Annotated in this window: 19 protein-coding genes; 3 read left to right on the top strand and 16 right to left on the bottom strand. The window is 64.9% G+C overall.

Going from position 1 to position 23,381, the window contains the following annotated elements; translation table 11 throughout:
- Positions 1-15: 15 nt before the first annotated feature.
- From RM2_RS04525 to thyX, 6 genes are all read right to left on the bottom strand, one after another.
- On the bottom strand, positions 16-1,002 hold the full coding sequence (locus RM2_RS04525) for a TerC family protein (RefSeq protein ID WP_072687635.1): 987 nt from the start codon (positions 1,000-1,002) through the stop codon (positions 16-18).
- 224 nt (positions 1,003-1,226) lie between these two features.
- Positions 1,227-3,851: a DNA translocase FtsK gene (locus tag RM2_RS04520; RefSeq protein WP_072687634.1), complete on the bottom strand. Its 2,625-nt coding sequence runs from the start codon at positions 3,849-3,851 to the stop codon at positions 1,227-1,229.
- 80 nt (positions 3,852-3,931) lie between these two features.
- Positions 3,932-4,555 carry a TIGR03085 family metal-binding protein gene (locus RM2_RS04515; RefSeq protein ID WP_072687633.1) on the bottom strand — a complete coding sequence of 208 codons (624 nt, stop codon included), beginning with the start codon at positions 4,553-4,555 and terminating at the stop codon, positions 3,932-3,934.
- Between the two features lie 25 nt (positions 4,556-4,580).
- Complete coding sequence (locus RM2_RS04510; protein ID WP_072687632.1) at positions 4,581-6,629, bottom strand: ribonuclease J; 2,049 nt, start codon at positions 6,627-6,629, stop codon at positions 4,581-4,583.
- The gene (gene dapA / locus RM2_RS04505) at positions 6,626-7,534 is read right to left on the bottom strand and encodes a 4-hydroxy-tetrahydrodipicolinate synthase (RefSeq protein WP_072687631.1); all 909 of its coding nucleotides are present in this window, start codon (positions 7,532-7,534) and stop codon (positions 6,626-6,628) included. Before dapA ends, RM2_RS04510 begins: the two co-directional genes overlap by 4 nt.
- Before the next feature lie 43 nt (positions 7,535-7,577).
- On the bottom strand, positions 7,578-8,330 hold the full coding sequence (gene thyX / locus RM2_RS04500; RefSeq protein ID WP_072687630.1) for an FAD-dependent thymidylate synthase: 753 nt from the start codon (positions 8,328-8,330) through the stop codon (positions 7,578-7,580).
- A gap of 157 nt (positions 8,331-8,487) precedes the next feature.
- Here thyX and RM2_RS04495 point away from each other — a divergent pair, with 157 nt between their 5' ends.
- Both RM2_RS04495 and RM2_RS04490 read left to right on the top strand, forming a co-directional pair.
- A complete protein-coding gene (locus tag RM2_RS04495; protein WP_072687629.1) occupies positions 8,488-8,976 on the top strand; it encodes a toxin-antitoxin system HicB family antitoxin in 489 nt (162 codons plus the stop codon).
- A gap of 102 nt (positions 8,977-9,078) precedes the next feature.
- The gene (locus tag RM2_RS04490; RefSeq protein ID WP_072687628.1) at positions 9,079-9,513 is read left to right on the top strand and encodes an SRPBCC family protein; all 435 of its coding nucleotides are present in this window, start codon (positions 9,079-9,081) and stop codon (positions 9,511-9,513) included.
- Positions 9,514-9,539: 26 nt separating this feature from the next.
- Here RM2_RS04490 and RM2_RS04485 read toward each other — a convergent pair whose 3' ends face one another.
- On the bottom strand, positions 9,540-10,778 hold the full coding sequence (locus RM2_RS04485) for a winged helix-turn-helix domain-containing protein (RefSeq protein ID WP_072687627.1): 1,239 nt from the start codon (positions 10,776-10,778) through the stop codon (positions 9,540-9,542).
- 165 nt (positions 10,779-10,943) lie between these two features.
- Here RM2_RS04485 and RM2_RS04480 point away from each other — a divergent pair, with 165 nt between their 5' ends.
- Positions 10,944-11,546: a phosphatase PAP2 family protein gene (locus RM2_RS04480; RefSeq protein WP_245813730.1), complete on the top strand. Its 603-nt coding sequence runs from the start codon at positions 10,944-10,946 to the stop codon at positions 11,544-11,546.
- A gap of 305 nt (positions 11,547-11,851) precedes the next feature.
- On the opposite strand, the gene RM2_RS04475 is transcribed toward RM2_RS04480, so the two are convergent.
- The 9 genes from RM2_RS04475 to rpsO form a co-directional block, all read right to left on the bottom strand.
- Positions 11,852-13,603 carry a cutinase family protein gene (locus tag RM2_RS04475; RefSeq protein ID WP_072687625.1) on the bottom strand — a complete coding sequence of 584 codons (1,752 nt, stop codon included), beginning with the start codon at positions 13,601-13,603 and terminating at the stop codon, positions 11,852-11,854.
- A gap of 385 nt (positions 13,604-13,988) precedes the next feature.
- Positions 13,989-14,441 (bottom strand): flavodoxin family protein, encoded by a 453-nt coding sequence (locus RM2_RS04470; RefSeq protein WP_072687624.1) that lies wholly within the window; start codon positions 14,439-14,441, stop codon positions 13,989-13,991.
- Positions 14,442-14,608: 167 nt separating this feature from the next.
- A complete protein-coding gene (locus RM2_RS04465) occupies positions 14,609-15,088 on the bottom strand; it encodes a hypothetical protein (protein WP_072687623.1) in 480 nt (159 codons plus the stop codon).
- Positions 15,085-15,843 carry a 4-hydroxy-tetrahydrodipicolinate reductase gene (gene dapB / locus RM2_RS04460; protein ID WP_072687622.1) on the bottom strand — a complete coding sequence of 253 codons (759 nt, stop codon included), beginning with the start codon at positions 15,841-15,843 and terminating at the stop codon, positions 15,085-15,087. Before dapB ends, RM2_RS04465 begins: the two co-directional genes overlap by 4 nt.
- Positions 15,844-15,962: 119 nt before the next feature.
- Positions 15,963-17,069, bottom strand: a complete 1,107-nt coding sequence (locus tag RM2_RS04455) for an alcohol dehydrogenase catalytic domain-containing protein (protein WP_072687621.1) — start codon at positions 17,067-17,069, stop codon at positions 15,963-15,965.
- Between the two features lie 32 nt (positions 17,070-17,101).
- Positions 17,102-18,448 (bottom strand): M16 family metallopeptidase, encoded by a 1,347-nt coding sequence (locus tag RM2_RS04450; RefSeq protein WP_072687620.1) that lies wholly within the window; start codon positions 18,446-18,448, stop codon positions 17,102-17,104.
- A gap of 137 nt (positions 18,449-18,585) precedes the next feature.
- Positions 18,586-20,118 carry an LCP family protein gene (locus tag RM2_RS04445; RefSeq protein WP_072687619.1) on the bottom strand — a complete coding sequence of 511 codons (1,533 nt, stop codon included), beginning with the start codon at positions 20,116-20,118 and terminating at the stop codon, positions 18,586-18,588.
- Between the two features lie 317 nt (positions 20,119-20,435).
- Positions 20,436-22,706, bottom strand: coding sequence for a polyribonucleotide nucleotidyltransferase (locus RM2_RS04440; RefSeq protein WP_072687618.1), 2,271 nt, complete (start codon positions 22,704-22,706; stop codon positions 20,436-20,438).
- Between the two features lie 313 nt (positions 22,707-23,019).
- Positions 23,020-23,289, bottom strand: a complete 270-nt coding sequence (rpsO, locus tag RM2_RS04435) for a 30S ribosomal protein S15 (RefSeq protein ID WP_072687740.1) — start codon at positions 23,287-23,289, stop codon at positions 23,020-23,022.
- Positions 23,290-23,381 lie beyond the last annotated feature (92 nt).

Here is a 23,381-nt window from a genome sequence, read left to right as displayed (position 1 = left end):
ATGGCACACGGCAACTTACCGCGCGGGCGTGGTGTTCCGCGTCTTCAAGAGGCTGGCGACAGTCGTCACCGCCAGCACGCCGATGATGACGCCGAGCGACACGGCCGTCGACAACTCCGGCACGGCGACGTGCTCACCGCCATTCACGAAGCCCAGCGTGTTCTCGTGCAAAGCGTGCAGGACGAGCTTGACGCCGATGAACGCAAGGATGATCGACAGGCCGTACGCAAGGTACACCAGGCGGTCGAGCAATCCGCCGATCAGGAAATACAGCTGCCGCAGACCCATCAGTGCGAACGCATTGGCTGTGAAGACCATGTACGGCTCCTGTGTGAGTCCGTAGATCGCGGGAATCGAGTCGAGCGCGAACAGAAGGTCGGTGAATCCGATGACGAGGAGAGCGAGCAACAACGGGGTCACCACACGCTTGCCGTCTACCCGCGTGACGAGTTTGTCGCCGTCGTAGGAGTCAGTGGTAGGGAGAATCTTCCTCGCGATGGCGACAATCCTGGAATCGCGTTCCTCCTCCGCCTCCTTCTCGTGTCCGTGATCGCGTACCAGCGTGTAGGCGGTGTAGATGAGGAAGGCGCCGAACAGGTAGAACACCCAGCTGTAGGCGTTGATCGCCGCGGCACCGACCGCAATGAAGATTCCGCGCATCACCAGTGCCATCACGATGCCGATCAGCAGCACCTTCTGCTGATATTCCCGGGGCACGGCGAACGTCCCCATGATGATGACGAACACGAACAAGTTGTCGACCGACAGCGCCTTCTCCGTGACATAACCGGCGAAGTACTCGCCGCCGTACTGGCCCCCCCCCCAGTGCCACATCACGACCAGGCCGAAGAGGATGGCGATCGTGATATACACCGTCGACCAGAAGGCCGACTCGCGGAACGTAGGTGCGTGCGGCGTGCGCACGTGCGCAAAGAAATCGAACACGAACAGTCCGAGAATCACCACACAGGTGATGACCCAGACGAGCGGTGACACGTGCATAAAGCGGACCTCCGGCGAACCTGGTCGGTACCGGAGGTCTCTCCCGCCGAATCGGAACCAACTGCCCGAACGACCGACAGCGCCGGAGCGGCAACGGTGCCGGTCGTGTTGACGATGCTGCCACAGAGGTGGGGATACTCCCCTCCAATTCGCTCACCATTCAACCACAACGAGCGAACCGCAACGAACCCGCAAACAACCCAGTTCAGGCAATCACGGGGAGCCTAGTCCTGGCCGGACGGCGCCTCATTCGGATCGCCGCCACGAATGGACCACAGCAGTCCGTCGAGTTCGTCGGGCTTGATGAGCACCTCACGCGCCTTGGATCCCTCGCTCGGTCCCACCACTCCCCTGGTCTCCATCAGGTCCATCAAACGACCGGCCTTCGCGAAGCCCACCCGCAGCTTGCGTTGCAGCATCGATGTCGAACCGAACTGACTGGAGACGACGAGTTCCACCGCTTGCAACAACACGTCCATGTCGTCGCCGATGTCGGCGTCGACGTCCCTCTTCTCGCCGACCTTCGCCGCGGTGACACCCTCGGTGTACTCCGGTTCTGCCTGGTTCTTCGCGAAGTCGACGACGGCCGCAATCTCCTCGTCGGTGATGAACGCGCCCTGCATGCGGGTGGGTCTGCCCGCGCCCATCGGCAGGAACAGCCCGTCACCCTTGCCGATCAGCTTCTCCGCACCGGGCTGGTCCAGGATGACCCGCGAGTCGGTCAGCGACGACGTCGCGAACGCCAGCCGCGACGGCACGTTGGTCTTGATCAGACCCGTCACCACGTCCACCGAGGGCCTCTGCGTGGCCAGCACGAGGTGGATGCCGGCGGCACGCGCCTTCTGTGTGATCCGCACTATCGCGTCCTCGACGTCGCGGGGCGCGGTCATCATGAGGTCGGCAAGCTCGTCGACGATGGCGAGGATATACGGGTACGGCCGATACACGCGTTCGCTGCCGAGCGGCGCTGTGATCTCACCGGACTTCACCTTGGAGTTGAAGTCGTCGATGTGGCGCACCCGGTTGACCTGCATGTCCTGGTAGCGCTGCTCCATCTCCTCCACCAGCCAGGCCAGTGCGGCAGCAGCCTTCTTCGGCTGCGTGATAATAGGCGTGATGAGATGCGGAATGCCCTCGTAAGGCGTCAGTTCCACCATCTTGGGGTCGATGAGGATCATCCGCACTTCCTCGGGCGTCGCCCGAGACAGGAGCGACACCAGCATCGAGTTCACGAAGCTCGACTTGCCGGAGCCGGTCGAACCCGCCACAAGCAGGTGTGGCATCTTCGCGAGATTGGCGCTGACGAAATCGCCCTCGATGCCCTTGCCCAGACCGATCACCAGCGGGTGGTGGTCCTTGCGAGTGGACGGCGCGGTGAGCACGTCTGCGAGGCGAACCATCTCCCGGTCGGAGTTGGGCACCTCGATGCCGACCGCCGACTTCCCGGGAATCGGCGCGAGCAGGCGCACGTTGTCGGTCGCGACGGCGTAGGCGATGTTGCGGGCGAGAGCCGTGATCTTCTCGACCTTCACGCCCGGCCCGAGTTCGACCTCATAGCGGGTGACGGTGGGCCCACGGGTGAATCCGGTGACCGCCGCGTCGATCTTGAACTGCTCGAGCACCTCGGTGATCGACTCGATCATTTTGTCATTGGCTGGACTGCGCTTCTTCGGCGGATCACCCTCGACGAGCAGCGACGCGGGCGGCAGGATGTAGTCGCCCTCGACGACTCGATCCGTGACGAACTTGTCTACTTCGGACGCCGTTTCGGATTCGGGTTCCTGCTTTGGGGCGACCATCGGTGTGGCCTTGGTGCGCGCCCGTCTCGGAGACGGAACCGGAGCAGGTGCCGGGGCGGGTTCTGCGGGCGGCTCGGTGTCCCACAGCCCGAGCACCTCCGTCTTCGCGGTGGCACTGACGTCGTATTCATCGGTGGGATAGTTGTCGGCCGGTGCCCCACGGACGCCGGTCCGGTAGTCGTCGACCGGATAACCGTCCGCGTCGAACAGTGTGGGGTCACCTTCGCCGCCGTCGTCGTAGCCGTCGTCGTAGTCGGCGTAGTACTCGCGGCCGAGCGAGGTCCCGAAGTACGACTGCAACTTGCCCGGCACCTCGCGGATCGTCGTCCCGGTCAGCAGCAGGACACCGAACAGCCCGGCCATCAGCAACAGTGGGACGGCGAGCCATACGGTCAGACCATCGGTCAACGGACCACCGGCCGCGTAACCGACGAAACCTGCGCCCCGGGCGCGGCCCTCTGTGTCGGTCGGTGCCCCGGAGGCGATGTGCCAGAGTCCGAGCGCCGGCAGACCCACCAGGAGCGAGCCGAGGACGAGCCTGGGCCGAATCTCCGGTCTCGGCTCGGTCCGCATGAGGATCAGGGCGACGGCCACACCGATCAGGGGAAGCACTCCCGCCGCCCCACCGAAGACGGTACGCACGCCGGTCTCGATCCACTCGCCGATCGGCCCGCCCGCGGAGAACCAGATCCTGCCCGCGACGACCACGCTGATCGCGATGAGTCCGAGCGCGATGCCGTCGCGCCTGTGCCCATGCTCGATCTCTGTGGCCTTGCCGACGGTCCGGGTGGTAGCACCGACCCCCCTGGCCATCAGCGACCAACCGGCACCGATCCCCCGCCCCAGCGACTTCAGTGGACCGGAAGTAGATGGCTTCTTCCCCACCGGCCGCCTGGTGCTGTTACGAGAGCCGCCGCGGCGGGGCGGCGTGGACTTCCGCGGGGTGCTGACCGTGCGAGTTGTGCGTGATTTCGGCTTGGAGGACGTCGAAGCCCCTCGCGCGCCCGTCCTCGTCGTGCTCGTACCGCGGGCGCTCGCCTTTCCTGCCATGACCCTCAGGTTAGTCGCTACGGCACCTTCCGGACCATCCGCAACACCTATAACACGGTGAGACCTGGTCCGGGCTGGTGTCAGAAGCCGCGTTCGAGGGACATCACGGACTCGATATCGGTGGCCGAACCGTCGGTCTCGACCTGCACCTGGTCCCGGCCGAAGGCGTGCAGGGCGAGTTCCGCGGGTTCACCCCGCAAGATCACCCGCCGGTCGCCGGCCTTGCGGACAGCGGCCTGCTCGCCGGACGGCCGCTCGAGTACGACAGACACCGGAGAGCGGCGGTAGCCAAGTCGGCCGACCTTGCGCGCCAGACCCCACAGCGCGTCCTGGCGTTCACCGGCGAGCATCCGCGGCTTCCATCCGTCATGCGCGCGCCGGACGTCCTCGTGGTGGACGAACATCTCGCCCATGTTCACCTGGCCGTCCACCCAGTACATCGGCGACCACACGGGCGGACCGGACCTGACCTCGTCCAGCAGACGACTCCACGGACGCGCCGCGGTCTCGTTCCGGACCCGCTCCGTATGTCCGGCGAGTCGGCTGACGGCGAGGCCGGGAGCGGTGTCGAGGCGTCGTTCGCGCACGATGAGATGGGCGGCGAGATCCCGATTGGTCCACGTCCCGCAGAGGGTCGGGGCATCGGGACCGAATTCGGCCATCGAGTCGACAAGGGCGAGGCGTTCATCTCGGGCGAAGGTCATTCAGACGAATCTACCTGCCCGGGAACTACTCGCCCTCGGACGACGGCACCGCGATGACGGTCGGCACGATCATCGGTCTGCGCCGGTACTTGTCCGCAACCCATCTGCCGACGACGCGCCGAATCACCTGAGCGATGCGATGCACGTCGTTGACACCTTCGGCCGCCAGTTGCAGCAGTTCCGCCTCGACCAGTTGCGCCGCGGCTTTCAGTGCGGTCGGATCATCGGAGAATCCTCGTCCCGACACCTCGGGAGTGCTGACCACGCGGCCCGTGTGTTCGTCGATGACCACGCTGATGGCGATGAACCCACCTTCGCCGAGGACCAGTCGATCCGACAGCGTGGAGTCACCTACGTCACCGACCGACAGTCCGTCGACGTAGACGTGCCCGACGGACACCTGCCCGACGATCTCGGCGAGACCGTCGACCATGTCGACGACGACGCCGTCCTCCGCGAGCAGGATCCGTTCCTCCGGCACTCCGGTGGCCTTCGCGAGAGCCGCGTTGGCACGCAGGTGACGCCATTCTCCGTGCACCGGCATCGCATTGGTGGGCCGAACGGCGTTGTACAGGTACAAGAGTTCACCCGCGGACGCATGACCGGAGACGTGCACCTTCGCGCTCTGCTGGGTGACGACTGTGGCGCCGCGTTTGGCGAGCCCGTTGACGACGGCGAATACGGAGTTCTCGTTGCCCGGGATAAGCGAGGACGCCAGGACGACGAGATCGTTTTCCCGGATGTTGATCTGCCGATGCTCGCCACGCGCCATCCTCGACAGCGCCGAGAGCGGCTCACCCTGCGAACCGGTAGAGATAAGGACGAGTCGGTCGTCGGGCAGGTTGGCCGCGGTGTCGATGTCGACGACCAGGCCGTCGGGAACGCTCAGATATCCGAGATCCTGTGCGATCTGCATGTTGCGGACCATGGAGCGGCCGACGAACGCAACGCGGCGGTTGTATCGGTGTGCGACATCGACAACCTGTTGGATGCGGTGGACGTGGCTGGCGAAGGACGCCACAATCACGCGCTGCCGGGCCTTACCGATGACATTGTCGAGCACGCCGCCGATCTCGCGTTCAGGCGTGACAAATCCCGGCACCTCGGCATTGGTGGAGTCCACGAGAAACAGGTCGACGCCCTCATCGCCGAGGCGCGAGAACCCGCCCAGGTCGGTGAGCCTGCCGTCGAGCGGAAGTTGGTCGAGCTTGATGTCGCCAGTGTGCAACACGACTCCGGCATCGGTGCGGATCGCGACCGCGAGCGCGTCGGGGATCGAATGGTTGACGGCGAAATACTCGCACTCGAACGGCCCGTGCCCTGTGCGCTGGCCCTCGACCACCTCGACGAGGTTGGGCCGCTGGCGGTGTTCGCGGCACTTGGCCGCGACAAGAGCGAGCGTGAACCGCGAACCCACGACGGGCAGGTCCGGCCGCAGGCGCAGCAGGAACGGGATGGCCCCGATGTGGTCCTCGTGGCCGTGCGTGAGGATCACCGCCTCGACGTCGGCCATCCGGTCCTCGATGTGGCGGAAGTCCGGGAGGATCAGGTCGACACCCGGTTGCTGGTCCTCCGGGAACAGCACGCCGCAGTCGATGATGAGCAGTTTGCCCTGGTGCTCAAACACGGTCATGTTGCGACCGATCTCGCCGATACCACCGAGCGCCACCACGCGAAGGCCCTTGAATGGCGCCTTCGGCGGGGCACCGAGGCGTGCAGTCGGATCGGCTGCGGACACCCGGGTGTTCTGGCGGTTGTTGCCGCCGCCCCGCTTTCCAGGCCGCGAAGGCGACTTGTTGGCGGCGCCGCCCTTCGCGGAAGGAGCCTTCACCGGCGCAGACTTGGCCCCCGCCGACCTGGGAGCCGTCGGCTGATCTGCCACGATCGGCGCCGACCTCGGCCGCCCGGTCGCCGCTGGAATGGCTTCGGGTGCCGCCTTCTGCGACTCGGCGGCAGCGGGAGTCGGGCTCGGAGTGGCAGTCGGGGTCGGGGTCGGGGTCGGGGTCGGGGTCGGAGTGGGAGACGGCGGGCCGGCCTGACGGCTCGCGCCACGGCGACGAGGAGTGCGGGTCATGCGAGCACCCCCGCAGCGTGGAGGTCTGCAGCGAGGAGGTCGATCTGATCGTGCGTAGGCGCCACCTGTGGGAGTCTAGGCTCCCCCACGTCGATGCCGATCAACCGCAGACCGGCCTTCGACGCGCTGACACCGCCGAGGCGTGCCACCGACCGGATCACGGGGATCAGACTCAGGTTTATGGCACGCGCGCGCGCCATGTCACCGGCGTGGAAGGCAGCGAGCAGCTCTCGCAGCCGCGCGGGCACGAGATGTCCGATGACGCTGACGAATCCGATGGCGCCGACCGCGAGCCATGGAAGGTTGAGCGGATCGTCGCCCGAGTAGAACTGGAGGTCGGTGGTGCCGATCAGCTCGGCGCCGGCATTGAGATCACCCTTGGCGTCCTTGACCGCGACGATGCGTGGATGCTCTGCCAGCAGCCGGATCGTTTCCGTCTCGATGGGGACCACCGATCGCGGTGGAATGTCGTAGAGCATGACCGGGAGATCGGTGGCATCGGCAACCGCGGTGAAATGCGCGTACAACCCCGCCTGCGGAGGCCGCGAATAGTAGGGGGTCACGACGAGGAGACCGTGCGCGCCTGCGCGGGCGGCATCACGTGCCAGCGCAACGCTGTGCGCAGTGTCATTGCTGCCGGCGCCGGCGATGATCTTCGCGCGGTCACCCACCGCATCGATCACCCCTCGGAGCAGCTCGAGCTTCTCGTTCTCAGTGGTTGTCGGCGACTCACCGGTCGTACCGCCGAGGACGAGGGCGTCGCACCCGTTGTCGACGAGGTGAGCGGAAAGGCGGACACCTGCATCGACGTCGAGCTTTCCGTCCGAGGTGAACGGCGTCACCATCGCTGTGGACACGGTGCCGAACGGACGCTCGACGGGAGAAGCGGAATCACCGTAGGTCATGGTCAGAAGGCTACCCGGTGCCTCAGGTACTTTCGCACACCACTCACGCGTCCCCGGAGAATGTGCTCCGCGCCACTTCCGTTCCGTCGGCCGAGACCACTATCTCGAAGTCGCCGAAGACATTCGGGGCGGACGCCTGCAACTGCCTCAGGCACTCGATCGCTACCCGGCGAATCTCTACGTCGGCGTGCTCAGTGGCACGCATTGAAACGAAGTGCCGCCACGCCCGGAAATTGCCCGTGACCACCACCCGGGTCTCGGTTGCGTTGGGTAGGACTGCCCTCGCCGCCTGCCTGGCCTGCTTGTTACGCAACGGCACGCTGGACGTGTCCGCTAGTTTCGATTCGAGAGCTTCGAGGAGATCAGCGTATGCCGTCCGACTCGCGTGGGTGGCCTCGGCGAAGAGTCGTTCGAGTTCAGGATCGCCGGCGATCGCGGGCGGGACGACGACATTCGAGTCGTTCTCCCGCACGAATCGCTGCGACAGTTGCGAGTAGGAGAAGTGGCGGTGTCGAATCAATTCATGAGTGCAGGACCTCGAAATGCCGGTGATATAGAAGCTGACACTGCCGTGTTCGAGGACCGATTCGTGGCCGACCTCGAGCAGGTGGCGCAGGTATCCGGCGTTGGTCGCGGTACGCGGGTTGGGTTTGGACCAACTCTGGTAGCACGCCCGGCCAGCAAACTCGGCCAGCGCTTCACCGCCATCCGCGTCGGTCTCCCAAGGAATGTCTTCCGGCGGCAAGAACTCCGTCTTCGCGATGAGTTGCACCCTGAGCGGAACGGTCTGCGGCACTGCTCTGGTCCTCCTGCCCAACTCCCTGATCGGAAGTCCCTTCTGATGGATCGACACTAGTCGCTGCCCTCACTGGCGTCGCGGGACTCCACGACTCCGCCAAAGGGATCTCGAAGACTTCCTTGACTGACGCCATCTATGGCGTCACACTGACGTCATGGACCTCGACAACTACGTCTCCCGGCTGCGAGACGATTTGAACTCTGCAGCCGCGCTCGGCGACGAGCAGACTCGGGCGACGGCGACGGCTCTCGCCGCTGCCGTCGAGCCCGCGACTCGACTGATTCTCCTGTCCGTACTCACGGAGTTCGCCGGTGAGGTGTCTACCGAACTGGGCAATCGCACCGTCGCTTTGCGATCGGACGGAACCGAGGTCGCAGTCGAGGTGCACCGCACCTGCGCCAACCCCAAAGCCAACCCCGAGGGCGGGGGCGAGCGGAATGCGACGGCCGAGGACATCGGCGCCGCCATCGATGACGCCACCGGTGACATCAGCCGCGTCACGCTGCGTTTGATGGATCAGATCAAATCGAAGGCAGAGGAAGCCGCGTCCCAAAACGGCGTGTCACTCAATTCCTGGGTTTCGCAGGCGGTCAAAGGCGCCCTCGATGATCAGATTCGCCGCAACAGCAGGGACGAATACTGAGCACGCGAGCACTCACTCCGCGCGCCCAACGGCAACGGTGATGTAATTACGTCGCATCAGCCACACGGTGAGAGTCGCCATGGGCTCGAAGGAGCGAAGAATATGGCCGTTTCCGGCGTCAAAGAATTCGAAATCAAGGCAGATCCGGCCACGGTAATGGCCGCGATTGCTGCTGTAGACCGCCTGCCCGAGTGGTCGTCGCCCCATAAGTCGGTCACCATCGAGAGCACGCACGACGACGGGCGTCCCGACCGTGTCCGGATGAGCGTCTCGATCCTCGGCATCAACGACGAGCAGGTGGTCGAGTACACGTTCGATGGCGACGACACCGTGTCGTGGCACCTCGTCGAGAGTGGTCAGCAAAACACGCAGGACGGTTCGTACGTCCTCACCAAGTCCGGTACGGGCACGAAGGTGACGTTCGAGTTGACGATCGATCCAAAGATCCCACTGCCCGGATTCCTCGTAAAGAAGGCGCAGAAGACCGCACTCGAGACCGCCAGCAAGGGCCTGACGAAGTTCGTCGAGAGCCTGTAATTCTCTGCCCTCCTCGCGGTCGTCGACTAGGCTCCTCGCGGTCGGGTCGCCTCGACCGCGAGGAGGGCACCGAGGTCACCCTGGTCGTTCACCCTGACCTCGTCCAGCCCCAACCACGTTGCCATCCTTTGCAGTTCGGGAAGTAGAGCTTCTACCACCCGCTCCGGGCACTGATCGAATTCCACGAAGGCAGACCGTACTTCGAGTACCCCCGAAGCCCGGTTCGCCGCGAGATCTACCCTCGCCACCAATTCGCCGTTCAGTAGGAACGGAAAGACGTAGTATCCGTGTACTCGTTTGTGAGCGGGAGTGTAGATCTCCAGGCGATAGCGGAAACCGAAGATCCGCTCCGTTCTGGGACGGCAGAAAACCAGCGGATCGAATGGGCACAGCAACGCGGCCACGTCCATCTGGCGCGGTACGCGTACGTCGCGGTGTAGGAATGCCGGTGCGTCCCAGCCACGGACCCTCACCCGTTCGAGCACCCCATCCTCGACGAGATCCTCGATGGCCGGCACCGTCTGCGCTTTGGATAGGCGGTAATAGTCGCGCAGGTCCGACTCGGTGGCAACGCCCAGAGCCCGCGCGGATCGCTGTACGAGACCCCGTATCGCATCGTCCGCCGGAACCTCCTCGGCAAGAATCGATTTCGGCAGGACGCGCTCTGTGAGGTCGTAGTGGCGAGTAAACGCAACCCTCTTGCCCACCGCGAGTGCGCCGGAAGCGAACAACTGCTCGCACACCACTTTGGTGTCGCTGCGATCCCACCACGAACCCTTGCGATCGATCCGGTCGACCCCGAGGCGCTTCTCGAGGTCGCCGGCGCTGCACGCACCCACCGCACCGATCACATCCAGAACGTCCGCGGCGAGGGCCGGATTTCGGTCGAGCGCCCGGGCCTCGCCCGAGTACCGCCCCCGCCGGTATCGGTGCATTCGCCAGCGCATCAGCGGCCAGTCCTCGATCGGGATGAACGCGGCCTCGTGCGCCCAGTACTCGGTCAGTATGCGCGGCGCTCGGGAGGTGTGCGACCATGCCGCCGAGTCGACCAATCCGCGGTCGTACTCGCCCAGACGGCTGAACAGCGGGACGTAGTGGGCGCGCACCAACACCGAGACCGAGTCGATCTGAAACAGCCGCACCCGATCGAGGATCGACCGGACGTGTCTTCGAGTCGGCGCCGCGGCCGGCTTGTTGTCGCCGAAGCCCTGCGCCCAGAGCGCCGATCTCCGGGCCGCAGCAGCCGTCATTTCACGCCTGATCATGGGCTCTCTTTCTGTTGCATGAACGCCGCAGTTAACACCCGGTTTCCGAGAAGGAGACTGGGCCTCATGCCCTCTCTGTCATATCAGCTCCCCATGCTCGCCGGATCAAGCCACTGAGATGCACCGGGTTCGACAAATCGGTCACGAATACGAAAGGCTACGCCGGTGACCACTTTGGTAGGAGCCAGATCAGCCCATGTCATGGCTCGGGTGCTGACCGAGATTGCCGCTCCGTGGACTGTAAACATTGCTGCGTCACTTCTAGTCGGCGTGTACGCCGGGAGCTGGCTGTGGGGTGCCGTGGTGGCGTTGTTCTCCGGTGTTTTACCGATGCTGATGATCCTGTGGGAGATGAGCCGCGATCGCGTCGGCGATCATCACGTCACCCAGCATGACCAGAGACATCGCGTCATCGTGGCGATTTTGGTTCTCGTGGCAGCCGCACTGGTGCTTCAGCTCGCGTTCGGCGCTCCAGAACAAACCGTCGGCCTAACTATCGCGGGCCTGGCAACTTTGCTGGCGATCGGGGTGTGGACCTCGATCGTTCACATCAAGGCTTCAGTACACACCGCCGTTTGGTCCGGATCGGTCGCAATAATCGGTCTGGCCATCTCGCCCTGGTGGTGGCTGCTGTTGGCGCTTACTCCGGTGATCGGCTGGGCGCGACTGCATCTACGCGATCACACGCTGACACAGGTATTGGCCGGAACAGCCACGGGCTTGATCGTGGCACCGATGACATACACAGTGGTGACAGCACTCTACTGAGACCGCTTACCCCTTTTCTTCCCGAGTGGTTCCTCGACCCCTGGTAATCCTGACACGGGTCACCGCCTGCGAAGTAGTCCAGCGGCACGTGAAAGAACTTGGCGAGGACCATGACCTGCTCTAACCCAGGGGATGCGGTCTCGCCGCCGAGAAGCTGCGAGAGGGAGCCCTCACTAGGATTTCCCCCATCGCCCCAGAAGAACCGGGCTTGCGCCGAGATGTTCGGTCGCGTAGCGGTGGACCTCCTGCGCGGGCTCCGACGCGGCTTGCGGAAACACGTGAGGCCACCGAAGGTCCCGACGCGGCTACCCCACCGGCGCCGAGGTCGTAGTAGGTGAGATCGACTCGCTCGCCACCGGTGTCTTCGTCGTGGTCTCGGTGGTCGTCGGCTGCTGCTGCGTAGCCGCGTCGGTGTTGCTTGGTGCCGCTGTGGCGGCAGGGGCACTACCCGTCGTGGCCTCGGCGGGAGCGGCCGACGACGACGCTGCAGAGGACAGCGCGGCCGACGTGGGAACCGGAGTCGTGATGGTCGCGGCCGACGACGACGCACCCGTGGGTGTGGCCGACGGCGACGCGCCAGACGATGCCGCTGAGGACGCTGCAGCCGAGGTGGCCGCCACCTCCTCCAATGCCTCCGACAGCTCGGTCGGGCTGAGCTTCGCCGACGGGTCCAACCGCTCACCGGCTTGAGCCTGCTCTGCGAGGTGGGTCAACCATGCCGCCGCGTAGTCGGCGGAGGTCAACGACTTGCCGTTCTCGGGATCGGCGTCGCGCCAGTAGTCGAAGTGGTGCCCGACGTCGGGGCCGAGCGTCAGCTGGTACGGGTCGCTCATGACCACCGGGATCGTGTTCTGATTCGTCACAATCAGGCCGATGACTTCATTGAACAGCTTTTCCGGTAGGTATGCGAGCGGCGACATCTCCTCTGCCGAGATCGAATCCAGCTCTCCCGACACCGGAGTCGCACCCGGAATGCCCGAGGCGTCGGCCTGGTCCGTGGTCGGCGTCAGCGTCTCAGCGGGTCCGGTGTACGACGGATCCGACACCTTCAGCAGCACGTTCAGGAAAGTCTCGTCGCCCTGCATCCAGTCGGGCTGCGACTTGATGTCCGCGAATGCGTCGAGCGCGATCCGGGACACGACAGTCGCGACGTCGATGCCCGTCGCCGGGGTCAACTGTTCGGTTTCGAGTGCGTCGACGTCGAGCTGTCGGCCGACGTTGATGACCAGCTGCAACAGAGAAATGTTCTGTGGTGCCGCGCAGGTGAGGTCGCCCTCGGAGCAGAACGAGGCGATCCGGCCGTTCAGGTCGCCGAAATCCGAGCCGCCGGTGTCCGGCAGCGCACCCTGGCCGGAAACGGGGTTATCGCCGCTCTGGTACTGCTGGTCGAATCCGTCTGGATTGGCGAAGGGGTTCTCCGCGCCGGGGAAGGGACCCTGACCGTCGGCGCGTCCGGCGTCGGCGAGGATGACGACACCGACGACGTCGCTCGGATTCACGATCCCGTATTCGCCGTCCGCACCGGCTTCCTGGTGGCCGACGTTCATCGCGACACGGCGGGCCACATCGGCCCCCTCGCTGTAGCCGACGATCGCGAACTGGGTGTCCGGGCACGAGAAGCGGATCGCTTTCATCACCTCTTCGGTGTTCGCGACACCGGTGTTCACCGCGTCTTCGTAGCTGGACATGTCCGCCGGGTACGCGATGTACATAGCGGCGTACGAGTCAGGATCGACGGCGCCAATCGGTGCGTTGGCCGCCTGATCGATCCACGGGCTCTCGTAATCGTCCGCAGACGCCGCGGGCAGTTCGTTGCCGTTCTCGTCGACGAGCATCCTGGTGGTGCCCGCTCGGGGCGTGTCACCGCGGCCGGCGATCGAGACGGTGACCATGTCGTGGCATTCGGTGGTCGACGCCACCAACGCGGCGTCGTCGGTGCGCGTCGATGCAGGCCACAGGGCCCACGTCAAACCCACCAGCAGCACCACCCCCAACGCGACCCGGGTGAACACCCGAGTCGCAATCCGGTGCCGCACCAAGAAACCGTCGATAGTCAATGTCCACTCCCCGAAACCAGACCGGCAGTCGACGCACGGGCAAACGCTGCACCGCGCGTCACGTCAGGGGGAATGTCGCCGATCAGGGCTGCAGTGTTACATCGGGGCGCTCACCCGCCTGCGAGTGCCGCGGCCCGGCGCCACAAAAGCACCTGCTCCCGTCCGTTGCCGGTGAGTCGGACGGCTGCTTCGAATTCGGCTCGTGCCTCGTCCACGATCCTGGTCGGCGAGCAGCACCGGACCGCCGTTTGCATCGAGCCACGCCGGGAAGCGGGCCTCGATTTGGAGCAGACCGATCGGCCCGTACAAGTTGTCGCGCGTGGCAACTCGTATCGGTGGGAAACGGCACCCGAGCCTGGACAGTGCGGGAGTCTCTGCCGCACCGTCATCCCATCAGTCGTGCGGCGACCGTTGCGCCGAGTTCCCAGCATGATTCGATGTCGGCCGTGCTCGGTTTTCCCGACACCACCACGGTCTCAGCGGCTTTCACCCAACCCAGCCCGGTCGTGATGGAATCGACGCCCCTCGCGGCTCCCTCGGTACCCTCGTTGCCGTGGATATACAGGCCGAACGGTCGCCCGCGCGTCGAGTCCAGGCACGGGTAGTAGCACATGTCGAACGCGTGCTTCAGTGCGCCGCTCATGTACCCGAGATTGGCCGGGGTACCGAGCACGTAGCCGTCCGCCTCCAGCATGTCGGCCGGTGAGACCGTGAGTGCCGGTCGGCGCACGACCTCGACGCCCTCGATCTCAGGAGCGGTTGCGCCGGAGAGCAACGCCTCGAACATCTCCTGCGTGTATGGAGATGGAGTGTGGTGAACGATCAACAGTCGTGGCATCTGATCCAAGTATTCCGCTAGTTGACCTAATTGTGCTCGAGCGCCCCTGACATATTCCCAAAGTTCGCTGGTGTCCCGAACAGGAATCCATCAGCTTGGTGAACATCGGTTTGGAGGACATCGGTTTGGAGGACATCGGTTTGGAGGACATCAGCGTACGCCCGCGTTCAACTCCCCGCGCGGCCTTCGCGCTCGGCGCGCTCGAGTTCGACGGCTCTGCGCATCGTCTCGCGTGCGCGCCCGCGGTCGCCGGCGTAGTCGTAGGCGCGGGCGAGCCGGTACGAGTGACGCCAGTTGTCGGGGTCTTCTTCCCATTCGAACTTGACCTGTTGGAACAACGCGTCTGCAGCGTCGCGGTCGACGCGGCCGGAGGGTCGCTTCGGCAGATCGGAGACGTCCAATTCCAGCGACTCGTCCGCGATCCGGCGGGAGAGATGCTGATGCTGGAATCCGGCACGCAGCGTGGCGTAGACGATCCATACACCCAGGACCGGAAGGATCAGGACGCCGATACCGAGCCCGATCGCGGCGCCGCCTCCGTCCTGGATCAGTTCTATCCCGCGTTGACCGAGGAGGACGAAATAGAAGGCCAGGGCCGCGACCAAAAGTCCGATCGTGAAGACGATCTTGGTCGAGTCTTCCTTCACAGGTCAAGAAGCGGGTCGATACCGACGGTGAGGCCCGGCCGGGAACCGATCTCCCGCACACCGAGCAGGACGCCGGGAGCGAAGGAGTTGCGGTCCATCGAATCGTGCCGGATGGTCAGGGTCTCCCCCTGGGTACCAAGGATTACCTCCTGGTGGGCGACAAGTCCGGCCAGTCGCACCGAGTGCACGCGCACCCCGCCCACGTCTGCGCCCCGCGCGCCATCCAGTTCGGTAGTCGTGGCATCGGGACTGGGGCCCACACCGGCCTTGCGCCGCGCCTCAGAGATGAGCGCGGCGGTGCGGTACGCCGTGCCGGACGGCGCGTCCGCCTTGTTCGGGTGATGCAGTTCGATGACCTCGACGGAGTCGAAGAACCGTGCCGCCGACTCCGCGAAGCGCATCGAGAGAACCGCACCGATCGCGAAGTTGGGGGCGATCAGCACACCAACCTCGGTCCGGTCCACGAACCACGACCGCACCGTGTCCAGTCGAGCGTCATCGAAGCCAGTGGTGCCCACCACCGCATGAATACCGTTGGAGACGAGGAACTTCAGGTTGTCCATCACCACATCGGGATGGGTGAAGTCGACGACCACCCGCGTGCCGGTCTCGACGAACGCCTCCAACCGGTCGCCGTGGTCCACCGCGGCGACGAGTTCGAGATCGGGCGCCTGCTCCACCGCCTCGCAGATCGCCCGGCCGACCTTGCCCCTGGCCCCGAGAACCCCGACCCTAATGGGTGCTGCTGCGCTCACTTCTCCACGCTCCGTCCAGTCACAACGATTCGTCCAGTCACAACGATTCGTCCGAAAGCCTACGCAATGCCGGGTGCCGCCCCACAAGCCGTCCGTCTCACGGGAGCGGTCGCGCGCGATCAGTCGAAAGTAATGATCTGACGGATCGCCTTCCCGTCGGCGAGTTCGTCCATGCCCTGGTTGATGTCGTCGAGGGCAATACGTGACGAGATGAGTTTCTCCACCGGAAGCTTTCCGGAGCGCCAGAGTCCCTCGTAGATCGGGATGTCCCGCGACGGAACCGCAGACCCGAGGTAGCAACCGATGATCGTGCGAGCCTCGGCGACCAACGTCAGTGGCGAGATCGACGAGCGCGCATCGGGCGCCGGCAATCCCACTGTGATCGTCTTGCCACCAGGAGCGGTTGCGCGGACCGCGGATTCGAATGCCCGGGCGTTTCCTGCGGCCTCGATCACGATGGGCGCCCGCACCCCGGCCTGTTCGAGTTCGGCCGGTGTGTAGACCGAGGTCGCACCGAGTTCCCGTGCGGTCTCGAGTTTCTCGGGAACGGCATCGACGCCGATCACCTCTCCTGCGCCGCGTGAAACCGCGGTAAGGATCGCTGCCATTCCCACGCCGCCGAGTCCGATGACCATGACTGCCTGACCTGGTCCGGGATCTCCCTCGTTGAGTACCGCGCCACCGCCGGTGAGAACAGCGCAGCCGAGCACCGCGGCCACATCGGCCGGGACGTCGTCGCCGACGGGAACGACGGACCGTCTGTTGACAACGGCGTGCGTCGCGAATCCGGACACGCCGAGATGATGGCGCACAATATCTTCGCCGCGCCGCAGTCGTGATCCGCCACCGAGCAGGGTGCCATCATTGTTGGCCTTGCTGCCGGGCACGCACGGCCTCCTGCCGTCGGTGGCGCAGCCTTCACACTCTCCGCAGCGCGGAAGGAACGTCATCACCACGCGTTGACCGACCGCGACGTCGTCGATACCGGCGCCGAGTTGCACGATCCGCCCCGCCGCCTCGTGTCCGAGCAGCATCGGTACCGGCCGGACCCGGTTACCGTCGACGACAGACAGGTCCGAGTGGCACAGGCCGGCGGCCTCGATCCGGACGAGGATCTCGCCCGCGCAGGGTTCCTCGAGGTCGAGTTCTGCGATCGAAATGGGTGTTGACTCGGAGAAGGGGCGCGCTCTGCCGATCTCCTCGAGTACCGCTCCACGAATCTTCATCTCGGGCTTCTCCTCCTCGGTCAGCGAACTCGTCAGCGGACGATGCCCCGCACCGAAGCCGGAAGGTCTCGCTTGCGCCGATACGGTCCGACCACGGCGGCCCCGAACGAACGTTGCAGTAGCACCCTCGCGACGTCGCGAACCTCGTCCGTGGTGACCGCGTCGATCTTGGCCAAGGTCTCGGTGATGCTGCGGTGATTGCCGTAGTTCAGTTCACTCCGACCGATGCGGTGCATCCGGGAGCCCGAATCTTCCAGTCCCAGAACCAGACCGCCCCGCAACGACCCCTTGGCGCGGGCGCACTCTGCGTCGGAGATGCCCTCGGAGGCGACATTCGACAGTACTTCGCGGATCACCGCGGCGACCTCCCCGAGGTTCTCTGGCTGGCACCCTGCGTAGATGGAGAATGCACCGGTGTCGGAAAACGTGTCGATGCTCGAATACACCGAGTATGCCAAACCGCGGATCTCCCGAACTTCCTGGAAAAGCCTGGAACTGAGCCCGCCCCCGACCGCGGCGTTGAGCACCGACAGCGCCCACCGGTGCGACTCGTGCCGGCCGAACGCGCGCACCCCCAGTGAGAGGTGGACCTGCTCGCTGTCCCGATTGGTCAAGCTGAGAGTCGGCTCGGTCCGCAGACGTAGCGTTCCGGCGCGGCGCGGCACAGGTTCGGACACCGACTCGATGTGCCCGGCGAATGCACGCCGCACCAACTCGACCGTTGGTTCATGCTCCACGTTGCCTGCGACGGCCACCACCATGCGCGGCGGCGTGTAGCGGCGCACATGGAAGGAGTGGAGTTGCGTTCTCGTCATCGACTCGATGGACTCGACGCTGCCGATCACCGGACGACCCACCGGGTGGTCACCGTAGAGCGCGGTCAGGAAGGCGTCGCCGAGCAGGTCTTCCGGATCGTCGTCGCGCATCGCGATCTCTTCCAGGACAACCTGACGTTCCACGTCTACGTCGGACGACCGGCAACGGCCCCGCAGGACCACGTCGCTGACCAGGTCGACGGCGAGGGCCAAGTCGTCATCGAGCACGTGCGCATAGAAACACGTGTGCTCCTTGGACGTGAAGGCATTGAGTTCTCCGCCGACACCATCCATCACCTGTGCGATGTCAAGGGCAGTGCGCGACGGGGTGGCCTTGAACAGTAGGTGTTCGAGAAAATGTGCGGCGCCCGCGACCGTCGGTTGCTCGTCGCGAGAGCCGACGCCCACCCAGACACCCACGGACGCGGATCGAACGCCGGGGACGAATTCGGTGACGACCCGGAGCCCACCGGGAAGCACAGTGCGCCTGACTCCGGCGTCCGGTTCGGCCAGGTTGGGTGCTTGGGTCAGCAACGCAGCGCGATTGCGATCAGTCTTGGCCATGTAGTGATTCAGTAGTCCTCGAAAGCTGGGAGTCTTCGAACGCAAAACTTTACACGTGGCACCCGACCGTCGCTCACCAGCCTCTACAGTGTGCTCGTGCCCCTACTTGTAGCCACGATGGGCGACGGCGCGCACGGTCAGTTGACGCAGGGCACACCGTCTCCGCTGAAGACGCTGCCTTGATCGGGTGGCGCCACACCATCTGCGTCGGGTGTCGATGTGAGGGGGCTCTGAGCGGCCCCAAGCTCTTGCCTCCCCCACGACGGCTGGAAGGAGTCCGGCATGGTGAAGTCGGATCCGAGAACGACTCGAATGTGTGCCGACGAGACGTCCGCGTCGGGGGTCGCGGACAGATCTAACAGCTGAGCAACGGCGTCAGCGTCGGCTTCAGCACCGGCCCCATACGAGATCGAGGAGATCAAGCTCGGTCCGTCCTCGTCGTTCCCGATCTCTCCGGGGGCGTACCCGAGGCCGCCGAGAGCCGACGACACCTTGCTCGCGAGACCGTCTGTGATACCGGCGTTCAGGACGTCGACGGTGCTCGATGGTTTCGCGGTTGATGTCTGGGTTGCCGCCTCGTCGCCAAAGGCGGCGCGTACCAGTGACCTGATCTCGGCGGGGTCGACGATGTTCACGTCCTGTCCGTCGATCACGTCGTACCGCAGCACGGGCAGGGTCTGGAATTCGAGATCCCCCGCGATCTTGCCGACCTGCTGGGCGAAGTCGACGAGATTCCAGCCCGAGGAGAACACAATGTTGGTCTGTGCCGCCTCAACGAGGGCTTTGAGCTTGCCGATATTGGAGAACGTCCCCGACTTCTCCAACTCGTGCACCACCGACACCAGGAAGGCCTGCTGGCGGCGTGTGCGATCGAGGTCGCCATTCTCTAGACCGTGGCGTTGCCGAACAAACGCCAATGCTTGTGCCGCGTCAAGCCTTTGGTCCCCCGCGGGGAAGTTGGCGCCGGAAAAGTCATCCTGCACCGCGTGGTTGAGGCACACGTCCACTCCACCGAGTGCCGTGGTGAGGTCGTAGAAGCCGGCCAAATTGACCTCAGCGAACCGGTCGATCGGGACGCCGACAAGGTTACGAACGGTTGCCAGGGTGGAGGCTCGGCCCGCCTCGCGGCCCCTGGTCTCCAAGGTGGTCTTGTCGGTGACACCTTGGGCTCGCAGGTCCTCTTCGACAGCAGCCTTCTTCAGGCCGTACGCCTCTTTGATCTTGACGTGATCGTTGCCCGGAATCCCGCTGACCGCGACGTAGTCGTCGCGCGGAATCGAGAACGCCGTCGCACTGCTGCCATCCCCGGGTACGTGCACGAGGATCAGGGTATTTGTGTTGTAGCCGCCGACGCTGCTGTCGCCGGCGTGGAGTTGGTCGAGGACTTGTGGCGGCAGGTCGTTGCCCTGCTGGTCCTTGCGCGAGTCGAGTCCCATCAACAAAATATTCGTCGAACCTCCGGTGGAGGTAGGGGCGCCCGCGCCGAGCGCGTTGGAGGTGGCGAACCCGTTCGCAAGATTCGACTGTCCCCACCACCCGACGCCGGTTGTGACGAGCAGCGCCACTGAAAGGGTCGCTACCGGCGCCCGCAACCCGGCCAGCCGACTACGCCGTGCTTTGCGCCGAACATCTACCTGTCCGAGGCGGGTGGTCCGGTCGTTGTGGGTCACCGGGGCACACCTTCCGTCAGAACTGTTACCCCGGCCCCGTCCGAGCCAAAAGGCCCCGATCCAGCGCGACGCACGCTACAGGGCCACAGAGTATCGCAACGGGTTCGCGGCGCCAGAATAGGGCCTCACCACCGGAACAAGCCACGACACACCATCTGAAGTCACGCCATCGAATGTAACATCGATGAGTTGGGTGGGACGGTCGAGGACGCACGCACTTGCCTGCGGCGATGGTACGTCTCGGCGGACGGCCAAAGAGACCGGCGGCCCCGCACGAGAACAGTGCGGGGCCGCCGGGATGCTGACTGGGAGAAGGATTAACTCTCGGCAGCCGCCTTTTCGCTCTGCTCAGCCGGAGCCGCACCGTCTTCTTCGACAGGGATCAGTGAGATCTTGCCGCGGTTGTCGATGTCGGCGATCTCGACGCGCAACTTCGAGCCGACGCTCACGACGTCCTCGACCTTGGCGATGCGCTTGCCGCTGCCCAACTTCGAGATGTGAACCAATCCGTCGCGGCCCGGAAGGAGCGAGACGAACGCACCGAAGGCGGTGGTCTTGACGACCGTGCCCAGGAAGCGCTCGCCGACCTTCGGCAGTTGCGGGTTGGCGATGGCGTTGATCATGTCGATCGCAGCCTGCGCGGACGGGCCGTCCGTCGCACCGACGAACACGGTGCCGTCATCTTCGATAGAGATGCTGGCGCCGGTCTGCTCGGTGATGGAGTTGATCATCTTGCCCTTGGGGCCGATGACCTCACCGATCTTGTCGACCGGGACCTTGATCGCCGTCACGCGCGGAGCGAACGGGCTCATCTCGTCCGGGCTGTCGATGGCCTCGGCCATGACCTCCAGGATCGTCGCCCGAGCATCCTTGGCCTGCGACAGCGCGCTGGCGAGGACCTGCGACGGAATTCCGTCGAGCTTGGTGTCGAGTTGCAGCGCGGTGACAAAGTCCTTTGTGCCCGCGACCTTGAAGTCCATGTCGCCGAATGCGTCTTCGGCGCCGAGGATGTCGGTCAGGGCGACATAGCGGGTCTCGCCGTCGACCTGATCGGACACCAGGCCCATTGCGATACCGGCGACCGGAGCCTTCAGCGGCACACCAGCGTTGAGCAGTGCGAGCGTCGACGCGCACACCGAGCCCATCGAGGTGGATCCGTTGGAGCTGAGAGCCTCCGAGACCTGACGGATGGCGTAGGGGAACTCCTCGACGCTCGGCAGCACGGGCATCAGCGCCCGCTCCGCCAGTGCTCCGTGACCGATCTCACGCCGCTTGGGCGAACCGACTCGGCCCGTCTCACCGGTGGAATACGGCGGGAAGTTGTAGTGATGCATGTAGCGCTTGCTGGTCTCGGGGCCGAGCGAGTCGATCTGCTGCGCCATCTTGACCATGTCGAGCGTGGTGACACCAAGGATCTGAGTCTCGCCGCGCTCGAACAGCGCCGAACCGTGTGCGCGCGGAATGAGGGCAACCTCGGCCGAGAGCGAGCGGATGTCCGTGATGCCGCGACCGTCGATGCGGAACTGGTCGCGGAGGATGCGCTGACGCACCAGCTTCTTGGTCAGCGAGCGGAACGCTGCGCCGATCTCCTTCTCGCGGCCCTCGAAGTTCGGGGCGACCTGCGCGAGGACCTCGACCTTGACCTCGTCGGTCTTCTCGTCGCGCTCCTGCTTGCCCGCGATCGTCAGAGCTGCGCTCAGCTTCTCGGCAGCAGCGGCCTCGACGGCTGCGAAGACGTCGTCCTGGTATGCCGGGAAGACGGGGAACTCGCCGGTGGGCTTCGACGCCTTGTCCGCGAGACGCTGCTGTGCGGCGCACAGACGAGCGATGAACGGCTTGGCGGCTTCGAGGCCTTCGGCCACAATCGCTTCGGTGGGGGCTTGGGCGCCACCCTCGATCATGGAGATCACATTTTCGGGGGCCTCGGCTTCGACCATCATGATCGCAACATCTGCGTCGTCACCGCTGCCGGAAACGATACGACCGGCGACGACCATGTCGAAGACGGCGTTCTGGAGCTGATCGACGGTGGGGAATGCGACCCACTGACCGGCCTTGTTCTCCTCCGACGTGATGAGCGCGACCCGCACACCACCGACGGGTCCGGAGAAGGGCAGTCCGGCGATCTGCGTCGAAGCCGACGCGGCGTTGATGGCGACCACGTCGTACAGGTCCTGCGGGTTCAGGCTCATCACCGTGACGACGACCTGGATCTCGTTGCGCAGACCGTCGACGAACGTCGGGCGCAGCGGGCGGTCGATCAGGCGGCAGGTGAGGATGGCATCCGTGGAGGGACGGCCCTCACGACGGAAGAACGAGCCGGGAATACGGCCTGCTGCGTACATACGCTCCTCGACGTCCACCGTCAGGGGGAAGAAGTCGAAGTGCTCCTTGGGGTGCTTGCTGGCGCTCGTCGCTGACAGCATCATGGTCTCGTCGTCGAGGTAGGCGACGACGGCTCCGGCGGCCTGCTGGGCGATCCGCCCGGTCTCGAATCGAATGGTGCGGGTACCGAAGGACCCGTTGTCGATCACGGCGGTGGACTCGAACACGCCCTCATCGACCTCTACTGCGGAATTTTCTGTCATCTCTTCTTTTCACTTCCCTCTCGTCTTCGCCGTACCCACGCGGGCGTTCTCACCCTCCTGGCGAGAACTGCGCACTCGAGGAACATCCCCCTCTCGATATCTCGGGATGTCGTTGTGCGGAGGCGGCCGTCGATCGAAGCCTCCCGGACAGTGTCCGGAAAACCACTACCGAAGACCGACACCACATTCTCAGGTGCATACGGTAGCGCTGCCTTCGGCAGCTCTACACCGATAGCCAGCGAAGCCCAGTCTAAGCAAGGCCTCGCCGGCTATCGGAGTGATCGGCGATCGAACAATCGCCGTGTCTTCGAACTCAGCGACGCAGTCCGAGGCGTTCGATCAGCGAGCGGTAGCGCCCGATGTCGACCTTCTGGACGTACTTGAGCAGTCGACGACGACGTCCGACCAGCAGCAGCAGGCCGCGGCGGGAGTGGTGGTCGTGCTTGTGCATCTTGAGGTGTTCGGTGAGATCGACGATGCGCTTGGTGAGCATGGCCACCTGCGCCTCCGGCGAACCGGTGTCGGTCTCGTGCAGGCCGTACTCGCTCAGAACCTGCTTCTTCTCTTCGGTGGTCAGTGCCACTGGTTCACTCCTGGTGATGACGTTCGCGCACATGGGTCGAAACTCGGCGAGGCCACCACGAACCGCAGCACACGCCAGCAAGCCACTTTACC

It is taken from the genome of Rhodococcus marinonascens NBRC 14363, from assembly GCF_001894885.1.
Lineage (GTDB): Bacteria > Actinomycetota > Actinomycetes > Mycobacteriales > Mycobacteriaceae > Rhodococcus_F > Rhodococcus_F marinonascens.
The sequence above is the reverse complement of the archived record's forward strand: the minus strand, read 5'-3'. Positions and strand labels throughout refer to the sequence as shown.

Bases quoted from the DNA above. Each gene is read 5' to 3' on its own strand.
- RM2_RS04525 (WP_072687635.1), bottom strand. From the start codon at position 1,002: ATGCACGTGTCACCGCTCGTCTGGGTCATCACCTGTGTGGTGATTCTC.
- RM2_RS04520 (WP_072687634.1), bottom strand. From the start codon at position 3,851: ATGGCAGGAAAGGCGAGCGCCCGCGGTACGAGCACGACGAGGACGGGC.
- RM2_RS04515 (WP_072687633.1), bottom strand. From the start codon at position 4,555: ATGACCTTCGCCCGAGATGAACGCCTCGCCCTTGTCGACTCGATGGCC.
- RM2_RS04510 (WP_072687632.1), bottom strand. From the start codon at position 6,629: ATGACCCGCACTCCTCGTCGCCGTGGCGCGAGCCGTCAGGCCGGCCCG.
- dapA (WP_072687631.1), bottom strand. From the start codon at position 7,534: ATGACCTACGGTGATTCCGCTTCTCCCGTCGAGCGTCCGTTCGGCACC.
- RM2_RS04495 (WP_072687629.1), top strand. From the start codon at position 8,488: ATGGACCTCGACAACTACGTCTCCCGGCTGCGAGACGATTTGAACTCT.
- RM2_RS04490 (WP_072687628.1), top strand. From the start codon at position 9,079: ATGGCCGTTTCCGGCGTCAAAGAATTCGAAATCAAGGCAGATCCGGCC.
- RM2_RS04485 (WP_072687627.1), bottom strand. From the start codon at position 10,778: ATGATCAGGCGTGAAATGACGGCTGCTGCGGCCCGGAGATCGGCGCTC.
- RM2_RS04470 (WP_072687624.1), bottom strand. From the start codon at position 14,441: ATGCCACGACTGTTGATCGTTCACCACACTCCATCTCCATACACGCAG.
- RM2_RS04455 (WP_072687621.1), bottom strand. From the start codon at position 17,069: ATGAAGATTCGTGGAGCGGTACTCGAGGAGATCGGCAGAGCGCGCCCC.
- RM2_RS04450 (WP_072687620.1), bottom strand. From the start codon at position 18,448: ATGGCCAAGACTGATCGCAATCGCGCTGCGTTGCTGACCCAAGCACCC.
- RM2_RS04440 (WP_072687618.1), bottom strand. From the start codon at position 22,706: ATGACAGAAAATTCCGCAGTAGAGGTCGATGAGGGCGTGTTCGAGTCC.